We start from the raw sequence: 25,233 nt of genomic DNA, 5'->3' as shown, positions 1-25,233 counted from the left end.
CGTCGAAGGGGCCGGCCGGCCGCGGATCGTTGTGGATCGCCCCGGTGGAGATCGCCGCGGTCCGCCGGAATGGCTCGGGGTGCGGCGCGACCGCTCCGCAAAACATGCCAGGAGAGGGCCGTGACGAACCGCTCGTGCGAAGGCGGAGCTCGTCGGGGCGGTCGCGCGTGAGGGACGGCGTGCGTGCCGTCCGTCGGCCTCTGCTCAGGCGCTGTGGACCCCGACCTCGTACAGCGAGTACCCCCAGTCTGTTCCGCGATCGAGGCCGTGGACCCGGACGTAGCGGGCCGGAGTCCCAGTGAACCGGGCCGTGTCCAGGCCGCCGTCGCCGCTCGTGGTGGACCAGGCGGTCTGCCAGTTCGTGCCGTCGGTGGAGAGCTCGATGCGATACGACTTCCCGTACGCGCGCTCCCAGTCCAAGGTCACCCGGGAGACCAGGTGGGTGGAGCCCAGGTCCACCTGCCACCACTGGTCGTCGCTCCAGTCGCTGGCCCAGCGGGTGGCGTCGTCGCCGTCGACGGCTCGGCCCGGCTGGTAGCTGGTGAACGGGTTCGACTCGGACGAACTGGCCGTCGACGGCTGCCCCTTGGCAAGGTTCACCGAGGCCTGGTGCTGTTCGGTGGCCCGCCAGGTGTCCAGGTAGGACTCGGCGCCCCGGAACAGGTCGTTCACCACGTCCTGGCCGCCGACCTGCCGGATGTCCTCGATCCAGTCGGGGATCATCCCGGCGTGGGCCGCGCCGTCGGTGTTGAGGTCGAAGGTGCGCTCGCCGGAGGTCTGCCTGTCGATGACGGACCCGCCGTCGACGCTCTTGAAGGGGTACGTCAATTTGTTCGCGGCGTCCGCGCCCCGCGGGGCGGGATGGTCGCCGATGCCGTTGAAGTCGGTGCCGTAGCCGTAGCCCACGCCGTACTTGTCGCGCAGTGCCTTGGTCCGGGCGGCTTCCGCGACGAAGCCCTCGGAGCCGTGCATGTACTGGGCGACGAAGCCGCCGAGGGCGTAGACCCGTTCGGTCCAGTTCAGGTCCATCCAGCTGTGCGAGGAGATCACGCCGGGGTAGGACGCCGACTCCAGGATGTTCAGCGCCTGGCCGACGGCCTTGACACCCATGTGGTCGATCTCCAGCATCATCTTGCGTTTCATCATGCCGCGCACGGCATACTCGCCGAGTTCGGTGAGGCCGCGCTTGTTGCACTGCGCGTTCGAGTCGTACGAGGGGACGTCCACGCCGGCCGGCAGGTCCGACTCCGCCTCGGACGTGGCGCTCCCGATGGGGTTGTCGTGCTGCGGGCCGGTGCACTTCTCGGTCTGCCAGAACGTGCCGGTGGACAGGAACTGGCCGACGTTGATGGCCGTTCCGAGGCCGCCGGAGTCGAAGCGGACGCCGCACAGCGCGTTGTCGAACTTGTGGCAGAGGAACATGGAGCGGACGCCGAGGGAGTAGAGCTCGTCGAGTCCCTTGTCGATGTCCTGCTTGCTGCACTGCGGGATGTCGAGGATCTGCTTGCAGCCGAAGGGTTCGGAGGTCTCGACCCCGAGGACGACGGCGAGTTTGCCTTCCTCGATGACCTGCCGCGCCTGCGCGCTGTCGGTGACGATCCGGAACCAGCCCTTGCCGGTGCCGCCGTACATCTTGTCGATGTACGCCTGGAGCGCGTAGGTCATCTTCGCCTGCAGCCGGATCGAGGTCATCTCGTCACAACTGCGGTCCTTGAAGGGGTAGATGGAGCAGATCATGCCGTTGGTGACCAGGTCGTTGACGAGCACACGCTGTCCGCCGCGCCAGGCCCGCTCCACCCAGGCGTAGTAGTCGGCCTGGTGGGTCATCGAGTCGTACGCGGGCCAGTCCTTGAAGGTAGGCCAGCCGACCGGGTCGTGCTTTCCGTCGCCCCCGTGGGTGATGTAGTCGAAGATCGCGAGGGTGCCGTCGGGGTAGTGCTCGGGGCAGTCCTTCAGGGCGTCGGCGACACCGGCCTCGGAGAAGACCTTGCCGCAGATCAGCCGACCGCCGAAGGCCTCGTTGCCGAAAAGGTGGTTGTGCGCGTCGACGAACCCCTGTACCTCTCCTGCCGAGTTGGTGCCGGTGAAGGGCTCGCCGGTGACGTTGATCTGAACGTCCGGGGCGGGGCGGGCGGTCGGGATCCACCAGTCGTTTCCGGCCGCCGAACTGGGGGTGGGCCCGAGGGCCATGGCCAGTACCAGGAGCAGCAGCGACAGCATGGTGGCGTGCCTGCGTCTGCGGTACGAGCGTCGAAGCGGCGTCAAAACCCACATCCCTCAGTCGGCGGGAAGACGCGGTTGACCGACCGTTGAGGTTGTCATGACCCGCGCAATACCTGGGACGAGGATCGGGCCGCGTGCCTGCCGAGTCAAGCGTCCGGAACGCCTAGGCTGATCTTTCCGCGGCGGAACTCCCGAACTGCCGTCTCAGCGGCAGGACTTCTGGGCCCAGACACCCAGTACGGGGACGCATTGCTCGGCGAAGTACTCGCAGTCGGCAGGGATGTTGTAGACGTGGGCGGACACGCACAGGTAACCGATGCCGTAGAAGCTGGTGAAGGCCGTCTCGACAGCGAGTTCGCGGGCCGCCCGGTCGCGCAGCACGTCGGCGTCGATCCGGGTCCGACGTCCGGATCATCCCCCGAAAAGTTGGCGATCTACCGGGCCGAATGGAGCTTCATGGCACTGGAGTTCGAGGAACTGGATGCTGTTGTGAGGTCCGACGGCTACCGATCAACGACCATGTCCTCAGCGAAAACGAAGCCGGCGAAGGCGGGCCGACCTGCACGGACCGCGGTGGAGTCCGAACAGGGACATGAGGTTGACGTTCGTCAGCATCTCCGCGCCGGCCGCGTCGACATGGCGCCCGTACGTGGTGTCGAGATCGAGGTCCGTCATCAGGTCGGCGAACAGCCGGGCATGGATGCGCTCGGCCCGTCCGGCGCCGAACTCGTCGTACTCCACGGCCACTATCGCGGCCTTCGCGCGTCCGGTCTGTCGCGGGATGACCCTGGCGTGCGGATCGACTTCGCCTTCGGCTGAGGGGTCCACATCCCTGCCGCCACGCTCTCGGCCGTACGCACGAATGCGTCACGCGTCGCGGCCGGGACGCCCTGCCGCCAGGTCAGCACCACGCGGGTCGGTGGCGCATCGACGACAGGAACAGCCACGACGGCGGATCCGATCCGGTCAGTCGCGCTCGCCCCCACCGTCACGACCAGTTCGCCCATCGCGACCTTCTCGGTGACTGGCGGACGCTGTGGTCGGTGGTCCTGCCGACCTCCCGTGCCGTCACCGCGGTCATCACGCTGTTCTACGCCGTCGGCTACTGGAACGCCTTCTTCAACGTCATGCTCTACATGCCGACGGAGAGTCAGAAGTGGCCGTTGCAGTACGTGCTGCTGACCTACGTGAACCGCGGCAACGGGCTGCCGGGCTCCGTCAACAGCGGCTTCGGCAACACCCACGCCGAGACCGCTCCTCTGTCCTTGCAGATGGCCGTGGTCGTTCTCACCCTCGTCCCCCTGCTCGTCGTCTACCCGTTTATGCAGAAGCACTTCAGGACCGGTGTGCTCACCGGAGCGATCAAGGGATGACGGTTTCAGCGGCTGCCGCGCCAGGAGCAGGCCGCCGTTCCCTTGACCGGTACGGGAAGGCTGAGCACCGCGCCGGAGGTGGCGGTCGGGTTCTTCACCCCGTACCGGGCCGTGGTGACGTAGAGGCGGTAGTCGCTGGGATGCAGGCACACCGAAGTGGGGTGTGGTGCGGGGACGGTCACGGTGTGGAGCAGGCGGCCATCGGGATGGTACCTACGCACCGTGCCCGCGCCCCACATCGCGACCCACAAGCAGCCTTCGGCATCGACGGTCATCCCGTCCGGGCTGCCCTCGCCTTCACCCAGTTGGACAAAGGTCTCCAGGCCGCCGACGAGGTCGCCGGAGACGGGGTCGACGCGGCAACGGAAGACGGTGCCCGCGGCCGTGTCGGCGAGGTACATGATCGTCCCGTCGGCGGTGAACGCGGGTCCGTTGGCGATGGTCAGGCCGTCGAGAACGCGTACGACCGATCCGTCGGGGTCGGTCCGGTAGAGCGAGCCCGCGCCCTGGGTGCCGTCGTAGGCCATGCTGCCCGCCCAGAAGCGGCCGACGGGGTCGGCGACGCCGTCGTTCATCCGGCTGGGGACCGGGGTGCGGTCCTCGGGCCGGTCCAGCCATTCGAGAGTGCCGTCAGGCGCGAGCAGTGCGATGCCGGTGCCCGCGGCGGCGATCCACACTCCCGGACGGTCGCCGACCGGCGCGACGGCTCCCAACGGCACGTCGAGCCGGGCCAGTTGGCGCACAGCCGCCGGTTCGGTGCCGTCGCGCAGTTCGAAGAGCCGACCGCTGAGGATGTCGACGTACACGTACTGGTCGTCGACCCAGCGACCGCCCTCGGCGAGTTCGTACGCTCCGTCTACGACGATCGCCGCCGGTGCTGACGTAGATGTCATGATCAGTACTCCAGGTCAGCGAATGGTCGTGCCCTCGGGCTGGTCGAACAGGCCGAGTTCGTCCCGTGTCGGAAGGCCCTCCCAGTCGCCCCGGGTGGCGACGGCGAAGGCCGCGGTCGTGACGGCTCGGTACAGCCGGGCGGGGATGTCCGCGCCGTGGAGGTGTCCGGACAGGTATCCCGCCACGAAGGCGTCGCCCGCACCGACCAGGTCGACCACGCCGACCTCTCGCGCCGGGCAGTCGATCGCCCCGTCGGTGGTGAAAGCGGTCGCACCACGTGCGCCGCGTTTGACGACCACCTCGGTCACGCCGGCGGCCAGGATGCGTTGCACGGCCTCGGCCTCGCCCGCTCCGGGCGATTCCAGCATCAGCGACAGCTCGTCCTCGGAGGCGATGAGCAGGTCGGTGTGGGCCCGCAGCGGCCGGAGCGTCGCGCGGGCGCGGTCCGACGTCCACAGCCGGGAGCGGTAGTTGACGTCGAGGCATACGGTGATGCCCGCGCTGCGGGCGGCCGTGACGGCGGCCAGGGCGCTCTCGGCCGCCGACGCGCTGAGTGCCGGTGTGATGCCGGTCAGATGCAGGATGCGGGGTCCCGAGGCCAGCGCGGGCAGTACGTCGGCCGGTGAGAGGGCCGAGCCCGCGGAACCCGCGCGGTAGTAGCTGACGCGCGTGAGTGTGCCCAGGCGGGGTTCGGTCAGCAGCAGTCCCGTGGGCCGGCCGGTGTCGTCGGTGACCGCGTGGCCGGTGTCGACGCCTTCGGCGCGCAGGGTGCGCAGGACCAGCGCGCCGAGTTCGTCCGCGCCGACTCTGCCGACCCAGCGCACCCGGTGCCCGAGCCGGGCGAGGCCGATGGCGACGTTGGACTCGGCTCCGGCGACGGACAGGCCGAGGCTGCCGCCGAGCCGCAGGGCGCTGTGGGCGCGCAGCGCCGCCATCGTCTCGCCGAAGGTCACGACTTCGGGCGGGGCAGGGTGATCCGGTACCGTCATGGCGTCTCCTGTGCGGTCATCTTGCGGAACGTGGCCGCACGGGCGCGGAGTTGGTCCAGGTCTCCGCCGTCGGCCGCGTCCCCGACGAGGGGCGATCCGACGCCGACGGCGAGGGCACCCAGGTCGAGGTAGTCGCGGGCGGCCTGCGCGTCCACCCCGCCGACGGGCACGAACGGCACCTCGGGGAAGGGGTCTCGTAGGGCCCGTAGATAGCCGGGTCCGCCGAGGGAGCCGGGGAAGAGTTTGATCGCGGCGGCTCCCCGCGCGAGGGCGAGTTCGATCTCGGTCGGCGTCAGGGCTCCCATCAGTACGGGTATGCCGTAAGGCTCCAGTCCGTCGACCAGTGCTGGGGTGACGAGGTAGGACGCGCCGGCGTCGATGGCGCGGGCGGCGTCCGCGGCCGAGCGTACGGTTCCGGCGCCGACCAGCGCGTCGGGGCCCAGTTCGGTGCGCGCCTGCTTGATCACGGTCAGGGCGTCGGCGGTGGTCAGCGAGACCTCGATGGCCGCGATGCCCTCCTCGGCGAGGGTGACCACGGTGCGCAGGGCAGCGGCAGGATCCTTGCCGCGCACGATCGCCAGCAGGCGGTGGGCTCGTAGCGATTCCACCAGGTTCATGGGAGCAGTCTCTCCTTGTGCGTGGGGGGCGAGGGCCTGACGGTGGTCACCATTCGGTGAACGCCCCGTCCCGTCCGCGCCATACGGGGTTGCGCCAGCGGTGTCCGGTCTCGGCGGCGTGGCGTACCGCCTTCTCGTCGATCTCGACGCCCAGCCCCGGGCGGGAGCTGGCGACGGCGTATCCGCCCTGGAACCGGAAGGGTTCGGGGTCCATCACGTAATCCAGCAGGTCGCACTGCTGGTTGTAGTGGATGCCCATGCTCTGTTCCTGGATGAGGAAGTTCGGTACGGCGAAGGCGATCTGGAGGCTCGCGGCCAGGGCGATCGGGCCGAGGGGGCAATGAGGGGCAAGGGCGACGCCGTAGGTCTCGGCCATGGCCGCGATGCGGCGGACCTCGGAGATGCCGCCGGCGTGCGACAGGTCGGGCTGGGCCACGGCGATGCCGCTGGTCATGACCTCGCGGAAGTCCCAGCGGGAGTAGAGGCGTTCACCGGTCGCGATGGGGATGCTCGTGGATTCCACCAGGCTGCGCAGGTGGCCCGAGTGTTCCGGCAGGACGGGTTCTTCGACGAACAGCGGGTGCAGGGGTTCGAGCAGGGGCAGCAGGCGGCGTGACATGGCGGTGGAGGCCCGGCCGTGGAAGTCGACGGCGATGTCCCGCTCGTCGCCCAGCACTTCGCGGACGGCGGCGACGCGTGCGACGACCTCGGCGGTGCGTGCCGGGGTGTCGATCGGGGCGAGTTCGGCCGAGCCGTTCATCTTGACGGCGGTGAAGCCGGCCTTCATCTGTTCCTCGGCCAGCTCGGCGACCTCGCTGGGGCGGTCGCCGCCGATCCAGGCGTACATGCGGACGCGGTCGCGGACGGGGCCGCCGAGGAGGCGGTGCACCGGGACGCCGTAGGTCTTGCCGGCGATGTCCCACAGGGCCTGGTCGATGCCGGCGACCGCACTGGAGAGGATGGGGCCGCCGCGGTAGAAGCCGCCCTTGGTGAGCACCTGCCAGTGGTCCTCGATCCGCAGCGGGTCCCGGCCGACGAGGTAGTCGGCGAGTTCGTGGACCGCGGCGCGTACGGTCTCGGCGCGTCCCTCGATCAGTGGCTCGCCCCAGCCGGTGACGCCCTCGTCGGTGGCGACGCGCAGGAACAGCCAGCGCGGAGCCACCAGGAACGTCTCAAGTCCGGTTATTTTCAAGGATTTTCCTTCGGCGGCGGGTCGGTCGCGACGTCGGCGGCGCGGTTTTCCTTGTCTTTGCGTGCCTGTACGGCTGCCAGGTCGTCGGTGGCCTGGGCCAGGAGTGACTCGACGGCGGCCACGGCGGCGTCCGGGTCGCCGGCTGCGACGGCGTCGAGCAGTTTCTGGTGCACGGGGATGGAGTCGGCGAAGTGCCGGGTGCCGTGCACGATCCGGTCGCGCACGCGCAGGCCCGCCTCGATGACGACCTCCATCCGGCTGAGGAGTTCGTTGTGCGCGGCGTCCAGCAGGGCGCGGTGGAAGGCCAGGTCCGCCTCGACCATCGCGTCCGCGTCCGTGCCCGCCGCGGCCATCGCGTCGAGCGCCTGGCGCAGTGTGTCCAGGTCGGCCGGGGTTCGGCGGGTGGCGGCGAGCCGGGCTCCGGCGGGCTCGACGATCACGCGGACCTCGGCGAGGTCCCCCAGGAAGCCGTCGGTGGGAGCGCTGCTGCCCTGCCAGCGCAGGAGGTCGCTGTCGAGCAGGTTCCAGTCGGCGCGGGGCCGGATGGTCGTGCCGCGTTTCTGCCGTGATTCGAGCAGGCCCTTGGCGGCGAGCACCCGCAGTGCTTCGCGCACGACGGTCTGGCTGACGCCGAGTTCGGTTTGGAACTTGGCCGGGTCCACCACGGTGCCCGGGGGGTAGTCGCCGCGCATGATGCGCCGGCCCAGTTCCTCCACCGCTTGGCCGTGCAGCCCCCTACCGGGTTTGCTCACCAGGTTCTCCGTTTCCGTCTCGGTGCTGTTCGCGGAGGCCTCGTACGGCATACCGCCAGGTGCGCGGTGCTCACGAGGACTCCTTCATGACACTCCATCCTCCATCGACCACGAGGCTGGCTCCGGTCACGTAGGAGGCGTCCGCCGATGCGAGGAAGGCGACCGCGGCGGCCACCTCCTCCGGCTGCCCGAAGCGCTTGGCCGCGGTGGCCGCCACGCTGCGCGCCCGGTCGGACTCCGGTATGCCCTCCCACGCGGCGGTGAGGATGGGTCCGGGAAGCACGGTGTTGACCCGGATGTCCGGCCCGTACTCGACGGCCAACTGCCGCCCCAGCGAGCACAACGCACCCTTCGCGGCAGCGTAGGCGGCATGGCCTGGGATGCCGATGACCGCGTGCACCGAGGAGGTGAGCACGACGGACCCAGATGCCTGACGCAGCATGGCCGCGAAGGTCTTCATCCCGCGCCAGGCCGGTTTGAGCAGCACGGCCATCTGACCGTCCCACTCGGCCTCGCTCAACTCGTGTGCGGGCTTGTTGAGTTGGGCGAAGGCGTTGCTGTGGAGTACGTCCAGCCGCCCGTGGTGCTCGTCGACATGGCGGGCCAGGTTCTCCCAGTCGGCGGCCGAGGTCACGTCGCACCGTACGTACTCCGCGCGTCCGCCGCTCTCCTCGATGCCTGCGGCGAGTGACTTGCCCGCCGCGTCGTCCACGTCCGTGACCACGACGCTCGCGCCCTCGTCCGCCAGCCTTCGTGCCGTGGCGGCGCCGATTCCGTGCGCTGCGCCGGTGATCACCGCCACCCGCCCCGCCATCCTGCGGCACTCCGTCATCGCGTGTGTCTCCCCTCTGATGGCTGCTGAGTGCACCCACCATAGCTGTTTCAATTAATTATGAATATATCTTGACGAGATGGCGATGACGCTCCAAGACTGACCGGCAGCAACAGGCACGTTTCAGCACGAAGCGAGGAAGGACCTCCTCCCATGAGCCGCACCACACACCTCCGCAGAAGCCGGGGCGCACTCGCAGCAACCCTTGCCGCCACCGCCCTGGTGATCTCCGCCTGCGGGGGTTCGAACAGTTCGCAGGACAAGGGAGCCCAGGCACCTGCCAAGCCCGGCCAGCAGGTCGACCTGCGCTTCTGGTCGTGGGTTCCCGGCGTCGACAAGGCCGTCGACAAGTGGAACGCCACCCACCCGGACATCCACGTCAAGCTGGAGAAGATCCCGGCGGGCAGCAGCGGCGGCTACGCGAAGATGCGCGCCGCGCTCAAGAGCGGCAACGCGCCCGACCTGGCACAGGTGGAGTACCAGGAGATCCCCTCGTTCCTGCTGGAGAACGGCCTGGTGAACCTGTCCCAGTACGGCGCGGACAAGGACAAGTCCAAGTTCGTGGACTGGCAGTGGCAGCAGGGGGTCTTCGACTCGAAGGTCTACGCGATCCCCCAGGCGTCCGGCCCTATGGGCCTGTTCTACCGCTCCGACCTGTTCAAGAAATGGAACATCACGCCGCCCGCCACCTGGGACGAGTTCGCCCAGGCCGCGCAGAAGATCCACGACGCCGACCCGAAGGCCTACATCAGCACCTTCCCCGCCGGAAACTCCGCCTGGTTCACCGCACTCGCCTGGCAGGCCGGCGCCAAGTGGTTCGGCGTGAACGGCGACACCTGGACGGTGAACATGGACTCCCCGCAGACCCTCAAGGTCGCCGCCTTCTGGGACAAGCTGCGCAGCGAGAAAGTGATCAAGACCGAACCCGACTTCGCCAACGGCTGGTACAAGGACCTGCAGACCGGTGCCATCACCTCGTGGGTCAGCGCCCAGTGGGGCGACGCCATCATCAGCGGAAACGCCCCCCAGACCAGCGGCAAATGGGCCGTCGCACCCATGCCGCAGTGGACAAAGGGCGCGAACGTCTCCGCGAACTGGGGAGGATCCTCCACGGCTGTCCTCAAGGGCGCTAAGCACATCCCCGAAGCCTTGAAGTTCGCCGAGTGGCTCAACACCGACCCGGCCAGCGTCGACCTGCTGCTGCAGGGCGGATACGGCTGGCCCGCGGGGGCCGACGCGTACAAGGGCTCCTCGCTGGACAAGCCCTCGAAGTTCTTCGGAGGCCAGAAGTACAACGAGGTCTTCGCACAGGCGGACAAGAGCATCGACACCTCGTGGAAGTGGATACCGACGATCGACGCCACCTACCAGCACCTCAACGACGGCTTCCAGGCCGCTCTGGCCGGCAAGGGCACGTTCGTCTCCGCGGTCCAGCAGGCGCAGAAGCAGACCGTCGAGGATCTGAAGAGGAAGGGCTTGAAGGTTTCCACCGGCCAGTGACCGCCTCCGGAGGGCGCGACACGGCCGCCGCCGTTCTTCCCTCCGGACTCCAGAAAGAATCCTGATGTCCACCCGAGCGCCCCGCCGCCGCAGAAACCTGGTGCCCGTCGCCTTCGTCGCGCCATTCCTCCTTCTGTTCCTCCTGACCTTCGCCGTCCCCATCGGCTACGCCGTCTACCAGAGCGTCATGGATGTCGAGCACACCGGAGCCCTGGGACTCGGAGGCAGCCACAGCGCCTTCGTAGGGCTCCGCAACTACTCCGACGCGTTGTCCGACAACGCCTTTGTGCGCAGCATCGGCCGGGTACTGCTGTTCGCGGCCGTCCAGGTGCCGGTGATGGTCGCGTTGTCCGCCGGGCTCGCGCTGTTGCTGGACAGCGCCTCGGCCAGAGGCGTGCGGTTCTTCCGCGCCGCCTTCTTCCTGCCCTACGGCGTCCCGGGCGTCATCGCGTCCATCCTGTGGGGCTTCCTGTACGTTCCGGGAGTCAGCCCTCTCGTGGACGGCATGCGCCACCTGGGCATATCGGTCGACCTGCTGGGCGGAAACACGGTCCTGTGGTCCATCGCGAACATCGTCACCTGGGAGTTCGCCGGCTACAACGTCCTGGTTCTCGTCGCCCAGTTGCGCACCATCCCCGCGGAGCTGTACGAGGCCGCCCGCATCGACGGCGCCAGTGCATGGGCGACGGTCCGGCACGTCAAACTGCCGCTGCTGCGCCCGGCGTTGATCCTCACCACGGTCTTCACCATCATCGGCACGCTGCAACTGTTCGCGGAACCGCTGGTGCTCAAGCCCGTCTCATCGAGTATCGACAGCGCCTACACCCCCAACCTCAGCGCCTACAACGAGGCGTTCACCAACGACAACTACCACCTCGCCGCCGCCGAGGCAGTGCTGCTCGCCCTCGCCGCCTTCGCGCTCTCCTTCGGTTTCCTGCGGCTGATCAACAAGAGAGGTGGGGACGCGTGAGTCTCCAGACACCGGCCCGCGAAGTCCCGCTGAGGGCCGAGTCGCCGGCTTCCGACGACAGCACGACGCCGCGCGGCGGCATCACCGGGGTCACCACGCGCAGCCGCATCCTGGTCATCGGCCTTCTCGTAGCGGCCGCCGGGTACTTCCTGCTCCCGGTGTACTGGCTGGCCGTGGCCTCGACCAAGTCCACCGGCAACCTGTTCGGCAGCTTCGGACTGTGGTTCTCCCATCCCCAGTTCCTGAGCAACCTGCACCAGGTGGTCACCTACGACCACGCGATCTACCTGCGCTGGGCCGCCAACAGCCTGCTGTACGCGGGCGTCGGCGCCGGCGTGGCGACACTTCTGGCCGCGATGTCCGGCTACGCGCTGGCCAAGTTCTCCTTCACCGGCCGCGACACGATCTTCAACATCGTGCTGGGTGGCGTCCTGATACCTGCCACGGCCCTGGCGCTCCCCATGTACCTGCTGTTCAGCAAGGCGGGCCTGGCCAACACCTACTGGGCCGTACTTCTGCCGAGCTTCGTCAGTCCCTTCGGCGTGTACCTGTGCCGGATCTACGCCGCGGCATCCATACCGGACGAGCTGTTGGAGGCAGCCCGCATCGACGGCGCGGGAGAGATCCGCATCTTCACGGTCGTCGCTCTGCGCATCATGACCCCCGCCCTGGTGACGATCTTCCTATTCCAGTTCGTCGGCATCTGGAACAACTACTTCCTGCCACTGGTCATGCTCTCCGACTCGAAGCTGTATCCCATCACCCTCGGTCTGACCTCGTGGCAGTCCTTCGCCGACCGCCAACCACAGCTCTACCAACTGACCGTCGGAGGTGCCTTCGTCTCCGTCGTCCCCCTGATGATCGCCATGGTCGCCCTGCAGCGTTTCTGGCGCAGCGGTCTGACCGAGGGCAGCGTAAAGGGCTGACGCCGCCGGACCGAGCGGTCCTCCCCCTGCGACGGACCAAGTCGCCCTCCCACTCCAGGCTCGCGCCAATGTCGATGGTCGCCACCGTTGAATGGCCGCGTCCCGGTGCTCGCACCGGCGTTGGCCATGCCACACGCAGCGACCTGCGTCGGTTCGTGGCGTTGCCCGGGCGGTGGATCGTCGAACGCCTCTTCACCCACCCGATGCGCGACTTCGAACGGCCGTACTCGACGAGGCTGCCGGTGCAACCGCCGCCGCTACAGACCAGGGTCGGCCCATGCCACGCGCCGGCGCCAGGCCGCAGCAGGACCCTGGCCGCGCCGGTGTACGTCCGCGGTGGCCATCACGCCCAGCAGCAGACAGTGTCGGCCACGTGGCGGCGCCTGGAACGCCGTGTTCTCAGGGGAGGGTCGTGGACCCTGCGGTCGAGGTCACATCGCGCGGCGCACGGACTCCACGCGTCCTCCGTTCCCTGCATGGCGGCTGGGACCGCCGCCCCGCTGCGTCGCCCGTGTCCGTGACCACGACCACCGCCACGCACCCCGTCGTCCTGCGGCATTCCGTCATCACGCGCCTCTCCCCTGCCACACTCACACCAACCCTGATGTTTCAATTAATTATGAATACATCTTGACTGCCTGGCGGTGGCGCTTCAAGACTGACCGGCATGTACCAAGCACCCTCAGTACCGATCGACAACCGGCGGCACCTGCGTCCGGCCGGGATCGCCTTCGGCGGCGACTACAACCCTGAGCAGTGGCCGGAGGAGGTGTGGGCCGAGGACGTCGCGCTGATGAAGGAGGCCGGCGTCTCCATGGTCACGGCCGGGATCTTCTCCTGGGCCAAGGTGGAACCGAGGCCCGGCGAGTACGACTTCACCTGGTTCGACCGGGTCATGGACAACCTCGCCGGGGCCGGCGTGGCCGTATGCCTGGCCACCATGACGGCGTCCCCGCCGCCTTGGCTGTCCCGGCTGCACCCCGAGATCCTCCCCGAGACCGCCGACGGCCGCCGGATGTGGCCCGGCGGACGCCAGCACTACTGCCCCTCCAGTTCCGTGTACCGCGAGCACGCCGCGCGTCTGGTCGAGCGACTGGCCACCCGGTACGCCGACCATCCCGCGCTGGAGATGTGGCACATCGGCAACGAGTACGGCTGTCACACCCCGCAGTGCTGGTGCGACGAGTCGGCCACCGACTTCCGGCGCTGGTTGTCCCAGCGGTACGGCGACATCGAGGCCCTCAACGACGCCTGGTCGACGGCCTTCTGGGCTCAGCACTACGACAGTTTCGACGAGGTGCTGCCGCCACGGCTCGCGCCGACCTTCCCGAACCCCGCCCAGCAGTTGGACTTCGCCCGCTTCTCCGACGACGCGCTGCTCCAGTGCTATCTGACCGAGAAGGAGGTCCTGCGGCGGATCACCCCGGACGTGCCCGTCACCACCAACTTCATCGGCGTACACAAGCCCGTCGACGCCTTCCGGTGGGCCGCCGAGGAGGACGTCGTCTCGGTCGACGTCTACCAGGACCCGCACGACGAGGACACGCACCTTTCGGCGGGGTTCATCTTCGACGTCACCCGCTCCGCCCGCGCCGGACAGCCGTGGATGCTGATGGAACAGGCGCCCAGCGCGGTCAACTGGCGTGAGCGCAACGGGCCCAAGCCGCCGGGCCGGATGCGGTTGTGGAGCTGGCAGGCTGTGGCCCAAGGTGCGGACGCGGTGCTGTACTTCCAGTGGCGCCAGTCCCGGGGCGGTGCCGAGAAGTACCACTCGGCAATGGTTCCGCACGGCGGCACCGACACCCGTACCTTCCGCGAAGTGCGCGAGCTGGGGCGGGAGTTGGCCTCCGTGCCACAGATCGCCGGCACCCGCTCGACCGCCGAGGTCGCCCTGGTGCTGGACTGGAACAGCTGGTGGGCCCTGGAACTGGACTCGCACCCGTCCACCGCGCTCAGCCAGATGGACATCGCGCTCGCCCACTACCGGCCCCTGTTCGAGGCCGGAATCGCCTGTGACGTCGTACCCCCGGACCGGGACCTGTCCGGCTACCGCCTCGTCGTCGCGCCCAACCTGTACCTGCTCAAGGAACGGGACGCCGAACGCCTCACCGAGTTCGTCCGCGGCGGCGGCCACCTGCTGATGTCGTTCTTCTCCGGCATCGTCGACGACTGCGACCGGGTGCACCTGGGCGGATACCCAGCCCCACTGCGCGAGGTGCTCGGCCTTCGCGTCGAGGAGTTCTGGCCGCTGGCGGAGAAGGAGACGGTCGACGTCCGGCACGCGGACGGCACGGTCAGCCGCGCCGACCTGTGGTCGGAGTCCCTCATACCCGAAGGCGCCCGGACGGTGGCCGAGTTCGACTCCGGTGATCTTGCGGGGCAGCCGGCCGTCACCCGGCACTCCTTCGGCGAGGGGCACGCCTGGTATGTCGCCACGCGTCTCGGACCGGAGGCCATGCGGTCACTGACCGACGACGTGTGCCGTACGGCGTCCGTCGCCCCCGTACTCCACGGGCTTCCCGAGCACGTCCAGGCGACCGTGCGCGAAAGCGACGGCGGACGCTTCGTCTTCCTGCTGAACCACGGCCAGGAGGAGGTAGAGATCGGGCTCCCCGAGCCGATGACCGACGCCCTGACCCCAGGGAGAACGCCCATCGACCGCATCACGCTGCCCGTAGCCGGAGTAGCCGTACTGACCACCGAGCCGTAAAAGGCCGAACAAGCCGCCAACGCAAAGGGGAGGGGCAGTTCACCCCTCCCCTTCTCACCGGCCCCCGTTCCGCAGGGTCACCGGCCCTTCGGACGCGCGGCCGTGCGGAACGCGTCGTAGACGAGCTTGGGCCGCTCCTCGGCGAACGTGAGCAGACCCATCACGGAAATGCCGTTGTAGGCCTGGTTGTAGCCGGCCCGCTCCTTGTAGTCCTTGAGGACCCAGTAGGTGAAACCTGCGACGAACTCGCTGCGCGCGGCCACCTGCGCCCAGTGCGCGGTGAAGCTCGCCGCCTGCCATTCCTCGGTGCCCTGCGTGGTGCCGGGGCCGTGGGTGCCTGCCACGGACCACGTGCCGTTCTCCGTGATCAGGATCGGCTTGTCGGGGTACTTCGCGTGCACGGCGTCCAGCGTGGGGCCGAGGTCGGCGTCCTTGCCGTAGAAGTAGCCGAAGTACTCGTTGAACCCGATCACGTCCGCGAGGTCGAAGGCGGGATCGTTGCTGGTGTTGGACGCCCAGGTCACGGGTCGGGCGGTGAGGTCGACCGCCTTCACGGCCGCCTTGAGGTCGGCGAGCCAGGCCCGGTAGACCGGGGCACCCTGCGCGTCGATCTCCGACTCGTTCTGGAGTCCCCAGAGGATCACCGAGGGGTGGTTGTGCTGGTTCCACGCCATCGTCAGGGCCAGGGCGCGGGCGAGGCCGTAGCGCTCGGTCTGGAGCTTCTCCTGCGCGGTGTTGAGCCACATGGTGTCGATGTCGTCCATCACCAGCACGCCGTGCTCGTCCGCCCAGTCGTAGACGTAGGGGTGGCGGTTGTAGACGCAGTTGCGGATGAAGTTGGCGCCCAGTGTCGTGATGTGGCCCAGTTCGCGGTCGTACTCGGCCGGTGTCATCGCCCTGCCGTGCGCGGCCGTCTCCTCGTGCCAGTTGAGCCCCTTGAGGAAGACGGGCTTGCCGTTCAGCTTCAACTGCGCGTCGCCGACGGCCAGTTCGCGCATGCCGTACACGGTGGACAGTGTGTCCACCCGCAGGCCGGCGTGGTGCCCGGCGGTCAGGGTGGCGCGGGCGGTGAGCGTGTGCGGCGAGGCCGGGCTCCATCGCGGGGCGCCGGGTACACGGAGCACGACCCGTACGACGCCCGCCGACCGGGCGGCGATCCGGGCCGCGACGACGGTGGGCCGGCCGCCGCTGTCCCGGCCGGGATCCAGCGTGAGCCTGCCGTCGAAGTCGGAGGTCCCGTGGTTCTCGACGACCGCGTGTGCCTCCAGGCGCCCGTTCGCTGCGGCCACGAGCAGCTTGGCGATGGTGACCTGCGGGACCGCCTCGATCCAGGCCGAGCGGGTCAGCCCCGCGTAGGGCCAGTAGTCGACGGGCTTGTACGGCACCTCGTATTCGTCGGTGACCGGCTGCGGAGTCGAGGCCGTGTAGTCCGTGTAGCTCGCCCGGCGGAAGACCCGCACGGCGATCGTCTGCCTCGTTCCGGGCCGCAGTGCCCCCGAAACCGGCAGCGCGAAGGGCGAGTTGGCGCCTTCGTGCTTGCCGAGGTGCGTGCCGTCGACCCAGACCTCCGCGCTGTAGCCGGCGGCCAGGAAGGCGATGCGCACATGCCGGGCGCGCCAGGACGCGGGTACGTCGACGGTGGTGCGGTACCAGGCATAGCCGTCGGTAAAGGCGGTGCCCTGTCCGAACGGGGTGCTCTCCGAACCGAATCCGGGGGTGTCCAGCAGGTCCCAGGCAGCCGGGACGTCGATGCGGTCCCACGCCCTGTCGTCGTGGCGCGGTGACTGCCAGCCTTCGCCGAGCCCCTGGTCCTCGGGGTCGAAGCGGAAGCGCCACCGCTTGTCCAGGGACAGGTAGTCGCGGGTGGGCTCGTGGGTGCGCCAGCCGTCAAAGGCTGGCAGCACCGTGCCGTACTGGAAGACGACGTTGGTCCCGCCTACGTCCCGCACATGGGTGCCGGAGGGCTCGGTGGCCGGGTGGGTGTCGAGCACCGGGCCGTTCGCGGCGGCCACGGTCTTGGCGTCTGCCGATCGCGCCGTCGCCGGCCAGGCCGGCAGGGCGACGAATGCAGCCGCGCCGAGTGCCGTGACGACGGTGCGCCGGGACGGGTGGATGGATTCGGTCATGTCGGGCGGCTCCTTGAGGCACGTGCGTGTTCGTCCGCCCCACAGCCTGGACAAGCCCGCCAGCGCCGTCAAGGATTATTCATAAATAATGAATTGAGCTAGCGTGGTGCCGCCGAACCGCCGACGGCGCCCTTCCGCACACGAACGACGGGTGACCCCATGACCACCGCATCGCAGCAAGCCACCGCGCCCGACGGCACGCGCCGCCTGGCCATCACCCTGTGGGACTTCAGCTGGTACACGCAGGCCGGACCCGGCGAACCCTTCGCCGACCTCGACCGCGCCTTCGCCGAGACGGTGGAGCGCGGCTTCAACACCGTGCGCGTCTGCGCCATGCCCTTCCTGCTGTTCTCCGGACACGTCCCCGCCCCGGAGAGCCTCCAAGTCCGCGGCCTGGGCGAGCAGTTCGGACAGCGCACCCGCTGGTACAACGTCCGCGGCGGCTACCCGCTGGACGGCCGCCGACGGCTCGTCGAGCTGTTCGAGGCAGCCGCCCGGCACGACTGCAAGGTCATCGTGTCCTCGTGGGAGTACCAGCAGTCCCCCAGCTTCGCCGACACCGACGCCTGGCATCGCGCCCTGGCCGAAGTTCCTGGCCCGGACCGCGCCGAGGCGGTGGCCGAAGCCCTCGCCGACCTGCTGGACTTTCTCACCGAGCGCGGACTGGCCCACCACGTCGCCTACGTCGAAGTGCACAACGAGGTCGACAACTGCTCCCTCGTACCGGCCGACGGCACCGCCCGCCACTACGCCCGGCTGCGCGGCCCCCTCGAACGCGCCGTCAAGCTGCTGCGGGCACGCCACCCCGCCGTACCCGTGACCTACTCGCTGGGCGAGCCCTGGCCCGACGAGCTCGACGACCTGCCCGAGCAGGCGCAGATCGCGCACTTCCACTTCTACGTCTACGGCGTCCTCGGCGCGCTGTACGAAGCGGTCGGGCTCGGCCACGGCACCGAAGCGGCACCCGAGACCACCACCTGGCCCACCCCCGAACTGGCCGCCATGCTGCGCGCCGACGCACCCACCTTCGCCGACTACCAGCCGGACGAACCCTGGCGACTGGCCGCCACCGGGATCCCCCGCGAACTGTTCTACGTGCACGACTGGGTGGACCCCGACCGCTGGGACCTGTGGCTCTACGAGAACTATCCGGCACACCGGCAGGCCATGCGGGAGACCTTGGCCGGGTGGGTCGACTCCGTCGCCGAGTTCGCCCGCCAGCGCGGCATCCCCGCCGTCCTCGGTGAAAGCGTCGTCGGATACACCCCGCTCCTGACCCGCTTCGAGGAGGACGCCGTCGGCAAGGACATCGCCGAGTTCGTCGTCGACCGCTGCCTCGCCGCAGGCTTCCAGGGCGTCGTCCTCACCTCCAACGCCGCTCCGCACCACCCCATGTGGCACACCGACCGGGACTGGATGCGGCGGGTCAACGCACGCGTCACCGCGGGCTGAACGCGATCCCGCAGCAGCCCGAAGTGCGGACGGCAAGCCATGCCGGCACAAGGACCGGGCAAGCACACGAGCCGGCGGCCAGCGGAAGGCCAGCGCGAGCAACCAGGCACCAGGACCACGGTGTTCGTTCGCCTGCACCACCCTCAACTCAGGTGCAGGCCGTGTGCCGCGGCATGTGCCGCGACACACGGCTGGATGGTGCACAAGCAGGTGACGGCGGGTCACGCAGCTCGCAATGCTGGCGGGTGCGAGCACTCGCCGCGTTCGCGGAGATCAGAACATGGTGTTGTCGTTGGCGCTCTTCTCGGGCACCTCCTGGATCACGTCCCAGTGCTCGACGATCTTTCCGTCGGCGAGACGCCAGAAGTCCGCGACGGCCATGCCCCGGTCACCGGGCTTGAGATGCAGGTTGCTGTGGGTGACCACGAGGTCCCCTTCGGCGACGGCCCGCTTGATGTCCAGGCGCAGGTCGGGGAACTGACCGCGCAGCCAGTGGACGTACCCGACGAACGCCTGCGGACTGTCCTGCGCCTCCGGATTGTGCTGGATGTAGGTCTCGCCGAGATGGGCGGCGGCCTCTTCCGGCTGATAGTCGTTGAACGCCTGCTCGTAGAACGCGATGACGAGCGCCTTGTTGTCTGCAGCGGACATGCGTCTCTCCTGTCTTCGGGGGCTGGAGTGTGTCTAGGCGGTCATGGCGTCGCGGACGAGTGCGGTGTCGACGAACTGCTCGAAGCGCACGATGAGCCCGCCGCGTACGACGAAGTGGTGCGCGACGCGGACGTCGATCGGTTTGCCGGTGGCCTTGTTTGCGGCGCTGTAGCGGGCCAGGACGACGACGTTCTCGCCGTCGACGACGTAGGTGTCGTCATGGGCGGTCCAGCCGTCCCAGTCCTGGCCGAGCTTCTCCATCACGCTGGAGGTCACGCCCTCGGGGGTGCGGTAGGTGCCGGCAAGCGGGAAGCCGGCCATCTCCGTCCACTCCACGTCCGGGGCGAGCGTGGCCCGCAGGGCATCCAGGTCGCCGGCCGCTGAGGCCAGGTACTGGCGCCGTACGACGTCCGCGGGGGCGGTCGATGTGGCGAACTCGGTCATGGTCAGCCCCACTTCATCTCGCCCTTGGCGACCTTCGCACCGATCTGGGCGGCGATCAGCATGCCGTTGTCCGGGTAGCGCGCGACGAGCGCCTCTGTCAGCGTGGCGCCGTCGGCGGCCTTGTCGAGCTCCTCCTCGAAGGCGAGGAGGTACTCGCGGGTGGCGGAGATGGCGCTCGCGTCGGCGGCGGTGCCGGGCAGGCGATGGCCGGGGACGACCAACTCCGGCTGCAGAGCGGCCATTTCGTCGAGCAGGTCGATCCAGGCGGCGCGGTCGCCGGGGGTCGGGGTGTCGGCGACCCAGACGTGCTCCTGCTGGAAGAGCAGGACACCGCCGAGGAGAGCGCGGCTCTCGACCTGCCACAGGTAGTGCCGGTCGGGCAGCGCGTCCGGGCCGCCCTTGAGCTCGAAGCGGTGGCCCTCCAGGCTGAGGTCACCGGTCAGCGGAGCCAGGGCGACCAGCCGGGTGGGAAGGTTGGGGCCGAGCGCGGCCCAGGCCTTGAGCTTGCCCTCGTAGGAGTGCCGGATGTGCTCGATGACGATCGGGGTGGCGACGAACGTCGCCTCGGGGAAGGCGTCGGCGAGGACCTCGGCACCGAAGTAGAAGTCCGGGTCGGCGTGGCTGACGAACACGGTGGTCAGCTTCTTGCCGGAGTCGAGGATCTCGGCGGCCAGGCGGTGACCGTCGGCGCGGGTGAACGCGGCGTCGACCAGCAGGGCCTCATTCTCGCCGGTGACGAGGGTGGCGGTCTTGTTCTTGCTGCCGGCCGGGAAGTCCAGGTCGAGGACCTTGAAGTCGAGGGTGCTCATGCTAGGCGCTCCTTTTCGCAAGGGATGGGGACGTGACGGGGTGAAGCTCAGTGAGCGGCGAAGCGTGCGTCGACCTCGTCGGCGGTGGCTTGGCCGTAGGCCAGCGGGGTGACGGAGTCGCCGTCGACGGCCAGCAGAGTGGGGAACCCGGTGACGCCGAGTTGGACCGCGCGGCGGAAGTCGGCGTGGGCCGCGGTCTGTGCCTCGGGTGCTTCGAAGGCGGCAACGACGGCATCCGCGTCGAGCCCGGCGGCCTGGGCGACCGTCCGGTAGGTCACCGCCTCGGACAGGCTGCGTCCGTCGACGTAGAAGGCGGCCTGGAGGGCCGCGGCCAGCTCCGCCGCGCGGTCGGGGGCGACCTGGCGCAGGGCTGCGACACCGCGGGCGGCGGCCTCGGAGTCCATCACGAACGAGCCGTCGGCGATCAGCCGCTCGTAGGCCTCGCCGAACTCGGCGCCGGTCAGCTCGGCGATCTTGGCGTTCGCGCCCTGGACGTAGCCGAACTCTCGGACGGGTACCCGCCGCGATCCGGTGAACAGGCCGCCGGAGACGACCTCGACCGGCATTTCGGGGTGCCGGGCGGCGACCTCGCGCAGTGTTCCGGAGAACCCGTGCGACCAGCCGCAGTAGGCGTCGAAGACGTAGACGAGCTTCATGGATGACCTCGAAGGCGTGTCCTGCCCACCTGGTGCGGGCATTCGTCTGACGAAACAGTAACTGACGTGTCAGATATTTCAAGGTCCGTGTGAGGTGAGGCACAGGGGTGTGGCTGACAACAGCATTACACCAGCGTCGCCGCTGGTCCGCAGGTCAGGGCAGGCGGGGCAGCAGGTCCCGAGCGGTGTGGCTGAGGATGCGGAGATCCTCCGCGAACCGCTTACGATCCGCCTCGGGCAAGGGATCCACGAGGTATCGCTTGATGTTCTCCAGGTGCACCCGGGACGCGCGCACGACCGTCTCCTCGCCCAGCGGCGTCAGCCGCACCAGCTTTCCCCGCCGGTCGTCGGGGGAGTCCGCACGCGTCACGAAACCCGCCGCCTGCATGCGATCCACCAGGCGGGTGGCACCACCAGTGGTCAGCACCTGTTCCTGGGCAATGGCACGCATGGAAAGTCCCGGCTCGCCCGCGCGCCCGAGGATCAGCAGCACCTCGAAGACCAGGTGACTGATGCCGCACTCCGCCTCCAGCGCCCGGCCGAGGATGTACTCCAGCCGGTTCGCCGCCCCCTGCAGCCGCCCGAACGCCAGGATGAGCTCGTGACCGGCGGCCTCCTTCGCCGTCCTGATCTCCGCTTCCTCACCCACGGCCACACCGCCCCATCGTCGTCCCGGTACCACCGTACCGATCATGCAGGAACCGGATGGGGCGGCGGAGACACCTGGACCAGTCGAACGACAAGCAGTTCCAGTCGTTCCCGCAGCGGCGCCAGGTCGCGGCGGCGTCAGGGCGGCCGTCAACACCGATGTGTGCCGAGGTGAACACGACGCTCGCGGTCGTCACGGTTGGCCCGTGGCCGACGCTGGGGCGTGCTGTGGAAGCGGCCGGTTCGGTGCGAGTGCGCGGAGACCCGTATGCCCGTGATCTTCAGCGAGTTGGTGGTCAGGGGCGGCCTACCGATGGGCCGCTTCGTCGAGTTGATGTGCGCCAACCCGGCCAGGCTCAACGGCCTCTACCCCCGCAAGGGAGTCATCGCCCCCGGCGCGGACGCGGACCTGGCGATCTGGGACCCCACGGCCACCCGCACCGTCCGCAGCACCGGCCTGCCCATGGCCACGGACTACACACCGTACGAGGGCATGACCGTCACCGGCTGGCCGGAGACCGTCGTGGCGGGCGGCCGTCCCGTCGTCGACGCCGACCGACTGACGGACGCCGAACCCCGGGGCCGCCACCTGCGATCGGGCCCACGGAGCCGTTCCCCGGTGTGCTGATCACGCAGTTCAAGGGCGGCCAGGTGGCCGGGACCTGCGATGTCGCGCTCTCGATCCACGGTCCCGCGCGCCAAGATCCACCGCGCACCGCCATCTTGGGCGCACCGCGCCAACCCCTTCCGCGGTTTTCCGCACGGTGCCGGCTGCGATCACGGCGCGGAACCCGTCAGCGCGGCTTGGCTATCGTGCGGCGCACCACAAGATGCGGAGCCAGGACCACCTCTCGGGGTTCGGTACGACCCTGATCGAGGCGTTCCACCGCCGCGGCCACCGCGTAGCGCGCCTGCGCCTCGGCCCCCTGGCTGACCGTGGTCAGGTCGAAGCAGCTCAGGCGGGAGAGTCTGTCGTCGTCGTACCCCACAACTGACACCTCTCCGGGTACGGACACACCGGCACGGGCGAGAGCGGCCAGGACACCGATCGCGCTCTGGTCGTTGAACGCGACCACGGCGGTGGGCAGTTGGTCCGCGTCGAGGAGCTGGCGGGCGGCGCGCTCGCCGGCCGCCTCGGTGTTGTCACCGCGCAACACCTTGATGTGCGCGCCCAGTCCGTGGCGCCGCATGGCGGTGCGGTAGCCGCGGCGCCGGTCGGTGGCGATCACGCCCTTGCCGCCGTCGACGTACGTGATCTCGCGGTGTCCGAGCACCACGAGGCGGTCGACGATCTGGCCCACGCCGTCGTCGTCCGCGGTGCGGACCACGTCCAGCTCCCCTTCCTCGATGCGACGGCCCACGACGATGACGGGGGCCTTGCCGTCGAGTGCGGCGAGGGTGTCGACGGGGGCGGTCGGGCCGAGCAGGATCAGCGCCTCGCTGCGGAAGGCCAGCAGCGTCTCGATGGCGGTGCGCTCGTCGCGGGTGCGGGTCTGGGTGCTCAGGACGAGGTCGTAGCCGACCTCCTCGGCGGCCGAGTGCAGATGCTCGACCAGCTCGGCGTGGAAGGGGCTGTGGACGTCGACCATGACGCCGAGCATCCGGGTGCGCCTGCTGGCCAGCAGGCTGGCGGTGCGGTCCACCTGGTAGCCGAGGTCGGCGGCGGCCTTCAGGACGCGCTGCCGGGTGCGTTCGCTGGGGCCCGCCACACCGCGCAGCACGAGGGAGACGGACGCGGTGGAGACACCCACCCGTGCCGCCACGTCCTCCAGCCGTGGGCGCTTCTTCTCGGCCTGGCGACGTTCCGCCCCAGCGTCCTCCACTTGTGCCTCCCGGCCGCATTCTTCTCGCGCAACGCCCTTGACACGCTCTCGAAACGAGTCGATAGTACCAGGAATTAAAGCGCTTTAAATTGTCCTGACGTTCCAGCGAAGGCCGTTGGAACGTCGCCCGCGACCGGCGGGGACACGCGCTCACGGTCGATGCCGCCCACAAGGCGGGAAGCGGTCGCGGACGGTACATCCGGCCGCCACAGCTCCATGTGAGCCGACTCTGATCCTCCATTCCGACCCCGGCCCATCAAGCAGCTGCGGACCCACCGCCCTGCTACCTCTTTCAGTCGCACAGCGAGGTGCACGAACCATGAGCCGTACAGCCCTTCCCCGCTCCCGCAGAATCGCCCCCGTCGTGGCCGTCGCCGCCGCGGCGGCCCTCACCCTCGCGGGCTGCTCCAGCAGCTCGGGCGGCAAGAAGTCCACGGAGGACACCTCCGGCGCCTCCGTGGGCAAGGCGACCACTCCCCGGATGACGATCGCGATGGTCACCCACGCGCCCTCCGGCGACACCTTCTGGGACACCATCCGCAAGGGCGCCGAGGCCGCCGCCGCCAAGGACAACGTCAAGCTCATCTACTCCAACGACGAGACCGCCGCCGACCAGGCCAACCTCGTGCAGAACGCGATCGACCAGAAGGTCGACGGCATCGCGGTCACCCTCGCCAAGCCCGACGCCCTGAAGGACGTCGTCGCCAAGGCCGAGCAGGCAGGCATCCCCGTCGTGGGATTCAACGCCGGGCTGAGCGACTGGAAGAAGCAGGGACTGCTGTCCTTCTTCGGCCAGGACGAGTCCGTCTCCGGGCAGGCGCTCGGCACCAAGCTCAACTCCACGGGCGCCAAGCACGCGTTGTGCGTGATCCAGGCCCAGGGCGACGTCAACCTCGAACAGCGCTGCGCCGGCGTGAAGAAGACCTTCACCGGCAAGACCGACATCCTCTACGTCAACGGTACGGACATGCCGTCGGTGAAGTCGACGATCACCGCCAAGCTCACGCAGGACAAGTCCATCGACTACGTGGTCACGCTGGGCGCCCCGTTCGCGCTGACTGCGGTGCAGTCGCTGTCCGATGCGGGCAGCAAGGCGAAGGTCGCCACCTTCGACCTCAACAAGGACCTCATCTCCGCGATCGAGAAGGGCAGTATCCAGTTCGCCGTCGACCAGCAGCCGTACCTCCAGGGCTACTTGGCGGTCGACTCGCTGTGGCTCTACAAGACGAACGGCAACTACAGCGGCGGCGGTGAGCAGCCCGTACTGACCGGCCCGGCCTTCGTCGACAAGACCGACGTCGACGCGGTGGCGAAGTTCGCCGCGAAGGGCACGCGGTGATGCGTACGGTCCAGCAGGCCGAGCCGGCGGTGACCACACCGCCGGCCCCCGGCCCGAAGGAATCAGACGGCCGAACCTCTGAACGGGCCCTGGCCATCCGGATGTTGGCCCGTCCCGAGGTGGGTGTCTTCCTCGGTGCGGCAGCGGTGTACGTGTTCTTCCTGATCGCGGCTCCGCCGGTGCGCGAGGGCGCGTCGATGGCGAACATCCTCTACGGTTCGTCGACCATCGGGATCATGGCCCTGCCCGTGGCGCTGTTGATGATCGGCGGGGAGTTCGACCTCTCCGCCGGTGTCGCGGTCATCAC

23 protein-coding genes and 2 pseudogenes are annotated in these 25,233 nt (G+C 69.1%); 9 read left to right on the top strand and 16 right to left on the bottom strand.

The genetic code is table 11. The features are described 5' to 3' along the window. Positions 1–204 precede the first annotated feature (204 nt). The 3 genes and pseudogenes from ACWDEW_RS46190 to ACWDEW_RS46180 all read right to left on the bottom strand — a co-directional run. The gene (locus tag ACWDEW_RS46190; RefSeq protein WP_450521967.1) at positions 205–2,274 is read right to left on the bottom strand and encodes a galactose-binding domain-containing protein; all 2,070 of its coding nucleotides are present in this window, start codon (positions 2,272–2,274) and stop codon (positions 205–207) included. 153 nt (positions 2,275–2,427) lie between these two features. Further along, positions 2,428–2,604 (bottom strand): hypothetical protein, encoded by a 177-nt coding sequence (locus ACWDEW_RS46185; protein WP_450521965.1) that lies wholly within the window; start codon positions 2,602–2,604, stop codon positions 2,428–2,430. A 189-nt stretch (positions 2,605–2,793) separates the two neighbouring features. After that, a pseudogene (locus tag ACWDEW_RS46180) lies at positions 2,794–3,030 on the bottom strand (iron-containing redox enzyme family protein); the annotation flags it as partial. A gap of 236 nt (positions 3,031–3,266) precedes the next feature. Between ACWDEW_RS46180 and ACWDEW_RS46175 the strand changes: the two are divergent. Next, a complete protein-coding gene (locus ACWDEW_RS46175; protein WP_450521963.1) occupies positions 3,267–3,596 on the top strand; it encodes a hypothetical protein in 330 nt (109 codons plus the stop codon). 5 nt (positions 3,597–3,601) lie between these two features. On the opposite strand, the gene ACWDEW_RS46170 is transcribed toward ACWDEW_RS46175, so the two are convergent. The 6 genes from ACWDEW_RS46170 to ACWDEW_RS46145 all read right to left on the bottom strand — a co-directional run bounded on the left by ACWDEW_RS46170 (position 3,602) and on the right by ACWDEW_RS46145 (position 8,872). Next, on the bottom strand, positions 3,602–4,489 hold the full coding sequence (locus ACWDEW_RS46170) for an SMP-30/gluconolactonase/LRE family protein (protein ID WP_450521961.1): 888 nt from the start codon (positions 4,487–4,489) through the stop codon (positions 3,602–3,604). 15 nt (positions 4,490–4,504) lie between these two features. Then, complete coding sequence (locus ACWDEW_RS46165; protein ID WP_450521959.1) at positions 4,505–5,479, bottom strand: sugar kinase; 975 nt, start codon at positions 5,477–5,479, stop codon at positions 4,505–4,507. Further along, positions 5,476–6,096 (bottom strand): bifunctional 4-hydroxy-2-oxoglutarate aldolase/2-dehydro-3-deoxy-phosphogluconate aldolase, encoded by a 621-nt coding sequence (locus ACWDEW_RS46160; protein WP_450521957.1) that lies wholly within the window; start codon positions 6,094–6,096, stop codon positions 5,476–5,478. Before ACWDEW_RS46160 ends, ACWDEW_RS46165 begins: the two co-directional genes overlap by 4 nt. 46 nt (positions 6,097–6,142) lie before the next feature. After that, positions 6,143–7,288: a galactonate dehydratase gene (dgoD, locus tag ACWDEW_RS46155; protein WP_450521955.1), complete on the bottom strand. Its 1,146-nt coding sequence runs from the start codon at positions 7,286–7,288 to the stop codon at positions 6,143–6,145. Then, complete coding sequence (locus ACWDEW_RS46150; protein ID WP_450522000.1) at positions 7,285–8,043, bottom strand: FadR/GntR family transcriptional regulator; 759 nt, start codon at positions 8,041–8,043, stop codon at positions 7,285–7,287. Before ACWDEW_RS46150 ends, dgoD begins: the two co-directional genes overlap by 4 nt. Positions 8,044–8,110: 67 nt before the next feature. After that, positions 8,111–8,872 carry an SDR family NAD(P)-dependent oxidoreductase gene (locus ACWDEW_RS46145; protein ID WP_450521953.1) on the bottom strand — a complete coding sequence of 254 codons (762 nt, stop codon included), beginning with the start codon at positions 8,870–8,872 and terminating at the stop codon, positions 8,111–8,113. A 153-nt stretch (positions 8,873–9,025) separates the two neighbouring features. Here ACWDEW_RS46145 and ACWDEW_RS46140 point away from each other — a divergent pair, with 153 nt between their 5' ends. The 4 genes from ACWDEW_RS46140 (at position 9,026) to ACWDEW_RS46125 (ending at position 14,978) form a co-directional block, all read left to right on the top strand. Then, entirely contained in the window at positions 9,026–10,372 is a 1,347-nt protein-coding gene (locus ACWDEW_RS46140) for an ABC transporter substrate-binding protein (RefSeq protein ID WP_450521951.1), read from the top strand. A 64-nt stretch (positions 10,373–10,436) separates the two neighbouring features. Beyond that, positions 10,437–11,342 (top strand): carbohydrate ABC transporter permease, encoded by a 906-nt coding sequence (locus ACWDEW_RS46135; protein WP_450521949.1) that lies wholly within the window; start codon positions 10,437–10,439, stop codon positions 11,340–11,342. Next, positions 11,339–12,268, top strand: a complete 930-nt coding sequence (locus ACWDEW_RS46130) for a carbohydrate ABC transporter permease (protein WP_450521947.1) — start codon at positions 11,339–11,341, stop codon at positions 12,266–12,268. The genes ACWDEW_RS46135 and ACWDEW_RS46130 overlap by 4 nt, the downstream gene beginning before the upstream one ends. A 667-nt stretch (positions 12,269–12,935) precedes the next feature. After that, entirely contained in the window at positions 12,936–14,978 is a 2,043-nt protein-coding gene (locus tag ACWDEW_RS46125; protein ID WP_450521945.1) for a beta-galactosidase, read from the top strand. A gap of 77 nt (positions 14,979–15,055) precedes the next feature. On the opposite strand, the gene ACWDEW_RS46120 is transcribed toward ACWDEW_RS46125, so the two are convergent. After that, on the bottom strand, positions 15,056–17,104 hold the full coding sequence (locus ACWDEW_RS46120; RefSeq protein ID WP_450521943.1) for a glycoside hydrolase family 2 protein: 2,049 nt from the start codon (positions 17,102–17,104) through the stop codon (positions 15,056–15,058). A gap of 159 nt (positions 17,105–17,263) precedes the next feature. Here ACWDEW_RS46120 and ACWDEW_RS46115 point away from each other — a divergent pair, with 159 nt between their 5' ends. Then, positions 17,264–18,556, top strand: coding sequence for a cellulase-like family protein (locus ACWDEW_RS46115; RefSeq protein ID WP_450521941.1), 1,293 nt, complete (start codon positions 17,264–17,266; stop codon positions 18,554–18,556). A 273-nt stretch (positions 18,557–18,829) separates the two neighbouring features. Here the strand turns inward: ACWDEW_RS46115 and ACWDEW_RS46110 are convergent, their stop codons facing one another. The 5 genes from ACWDEW_RS46110 to ACWDEW_RS46090 form a co-directional block, all read right to left on the bottom strand. Further along, positions 18,830–19,207, bottom strand: coding sequence for a nuclear transport factor 2 family protein (locus ACWDEW_RS46110; protein ID WP_450521939.1), 378 nt, complete (start codon positions 19,205–19,207; stop codon positions 18,830–18,832). 33 nt (positions 19,208–19,240) lie between these two features. Continuing rightward, the gene (locus tag ACWDEW_RS46105) at positions 19,241–19,651 is read right to left on the bottom strand and encodes a nuclear transport factor 2 family protein (RefSeq protein ID WP_450521937.1); all 411 of its coding nucleotides are present in this window, start codon (positions 19,649–19,651) and stop codon (positions 19,241–19,243) included. Between the two features lie 2 nt (positions 19,652–19,653). Then, positions 19,654–20,460: an MBL fold metallo-hydrolase gene (locus ACWDEW_RS46100; RefSeq protein WP_450521935.1), complete on the bottom strand. Its 807-nt coding sequence runs from the start codon at positions 20,458–20,460 to the stop codon at positions 19,654–19,656. A 47-nt stretch (positions 20,461–20,507) separates the two neighbouring features. Beyond that, entirely contained in the window at positions 20,508–21,116 is a 609-nt protein-coding gene (locus ACWDEW_RS46095; protein ID WP_450521933.1) for a DsbA family protein, read from the bottom strand. Positions 21,117–21,270: 154 nt separating this feature from the next. Beyond that, positions 21,271–21,765, bottom strand: coding sequence for a MarR family winged helix-turn-helix transcriptional regulator (locus tag ACWDEW_RS46090; protein ID WP_450521998.1), 495 nt, complete (start codon positions 21,763–21,765; stop codon positions 21,271–21,273). Between the two features lie 267 nt (positions 21,766–22,032). Between ACWDEW_RS46090 and ACWDEW_RS46085 the strand changes: the two genes are divergently transcribed. Next, the gene (locus ACWDEW_RS46085) at positions 22,033–22,392 is read left to right on the top strand and encodes an amidohydrolase family protein (RefSeq protein WP_450521931.1); all 360 of its coding nucleotides are present in this window, start codon (positions 22,033–22,035) and stop codon (positions 22,390–22,392) included. Between the two features lie 166 nt (positions 22,393–22,558). Here the strand turns inward: ACWDEW_RS46085 and ACWDEW_RS46080 are convergent, their stop codons facing one another. Beyond that, on the bottom strand, positions 22,559–23,587 hold the full coding sequence (locus ACWDEW_RS46080; protein WP_450521929.1) for a LacI family DNA-binding transcriptional regulator: 1,029 nt from the start codon (positions 23,585–23,587) through the stop codon (positions 22,559–22,561). A gap of 319 nt (positions 23,588–23,906) precedes the next feature. Between ACWDEW_RS46080 and ACWDEW_RS46075 the strand changes: the two genes are divergently transcribed. Next, positions 23,907–24,926: a sugar ABC transporter substrate-binding protein gene (locus tag ACWDEW_RS46075; protein ID WP_450521928.1), complete on the top strand. Its 1,020-nt coding sequence runs from the start codon at positions 23,907–23,909 to the stop codon at positions 24,924–24,926. Beyond that, positions 24,926–25,233 (top strand): annotated as a pseudogene (locus tag ACWDEW_RS46070) (ABC transporter permease); the annotation flags it as partial. The gene ACWDEW_RS46075 and the pseudogene ACWDEW_RS46070, both read left to right, overlap by 1 nt.

Source organism: Streptomyces sp. NPDC001100, assembly GCF_053598575.1.
This window is presented reverse-complemented; position numbering and strand designations above follow the sequence as displayed.

Excerpts from the sequence above, each read along its gene's own strand:
- ACWDEW_RS46190 (WP_450521967.1), bottom strand. The coding sequence starts at position 2,274 with ATGTGGGTTTTGACGCCGCTTCGACGCTCGTACCGCAGACGCAGGCAC.
- ACWDEW_RS46170 (WP_450521961.1), bottom strand. The coding sequence starts at position 4,489 with ATGACATCTACGTCAGCACCGGCGGCGATCGTCGTAGACGGAGCGTAC.
- ACWDEW_RS46165 (WP_450521959.1), bottom strand. The coding sequence starts at position 5,479 with ATGACGGTACCGGATCACCCTGCCCCGCCCGAAGTCGTGACCTTCGGC.
- ACWDEW_RS46160 (WP_450521957.1), bottom strand. The coding sequence starts at position 6,096 with ATGAACCTGGTGGAATCGCTACGAGCCCACCGCCTGCTGGCGATCGTG.
- ACWDEW_RS46145 (WP_450521953.1), bottom strand. The coding sequence starts at position 8,872 with ATGACGGAGTGCCGCAGGATGGCGGGGCGGGTGGCGGTGATCACCGGC.
- ACWDEW_RS46140 (WP_450521951.1), top strand. The coding sequence starts at position 9,026 with ATGAGCCGCACCACACACCTCCGCAGAAGCCGGGGCGCACTCGCAGCA.
- ACWDEW_RS46135 (WP_450521949.1), top strand. The coding sequence starts at position 10,437 with ATGTCCACCCGAGCGCCCCGCCGCCGCAGAAACCTGGTGCCCGTCGCC.
- ACWDEW_RS46125 (WP_450521945.1), top strand. The coding sequence starts at position 12,936 with ATGTACCAAGCACCCTCAGTACCGATCGACAACCGGCGGCACCTGCGT.
- ACWDEW_RS46120 (WP_450521943.1), bottom strand. The coding sequence starts at position 17,104 with ATGACCGAATCCATCCACCCGTCCCGGCGCACCGTCGTCACGGCACTC.
- ACWDEW_RS46115 (WP_450521941.1), top strand. The coding sequence starts at position 17,264 with ATGACCACCGCATCGCAGCAAGCCACCGCGCCCGACGGCACGCGCCGC.
- ACWDEW_RS46110 (WP_450521939.1), bottom strand. The coding sequence starts at position 19,207 with ATGTCCGCTGCAGACAACAAGGCGCTCGTCATCGCGTTCTACGAGCAG.
- ACWDEW_RS46105 (WP_450521937.1), bottom strand. The coding sequence starts at position 19,651 with ATGACCGAGTTCGCCACATCGACCGCCCCCGCGGACGTCGTACGGCGC.
- ACWDEW_RS46100 (WP_450521935.1), bottom strand. The coding sequence starts at position 20,460 with ATGAGCACCCTCGACTTCAAGGTCCTCGACCTGGACTTCCCGGCCGGC.
- ACWDEW_RS46095 (WP_450521933.1), bottom strand. The coding sequence starts at position 21,116 with ATGAAGCTCGTCTACGTCTTCGACGCCTACTGCGGCTGGTCGCACGGG.
- ACWDEW_RS46085 (WP_450521931.1), top strand. The coding sequence starts at position 22,033 with ATGCCCGTGATCTTCAGCGAGTTGGTGGTCAGGGGCGGCCTACCGATG.
- ACWDEW_RS46075 (WP_450521928.1), top strand. The coding sequence starts at position 23,907 with ATGAGCCGTACAGCCCTTCCCCGCTCCCGCAGAATCGCCCCCGTCGTG.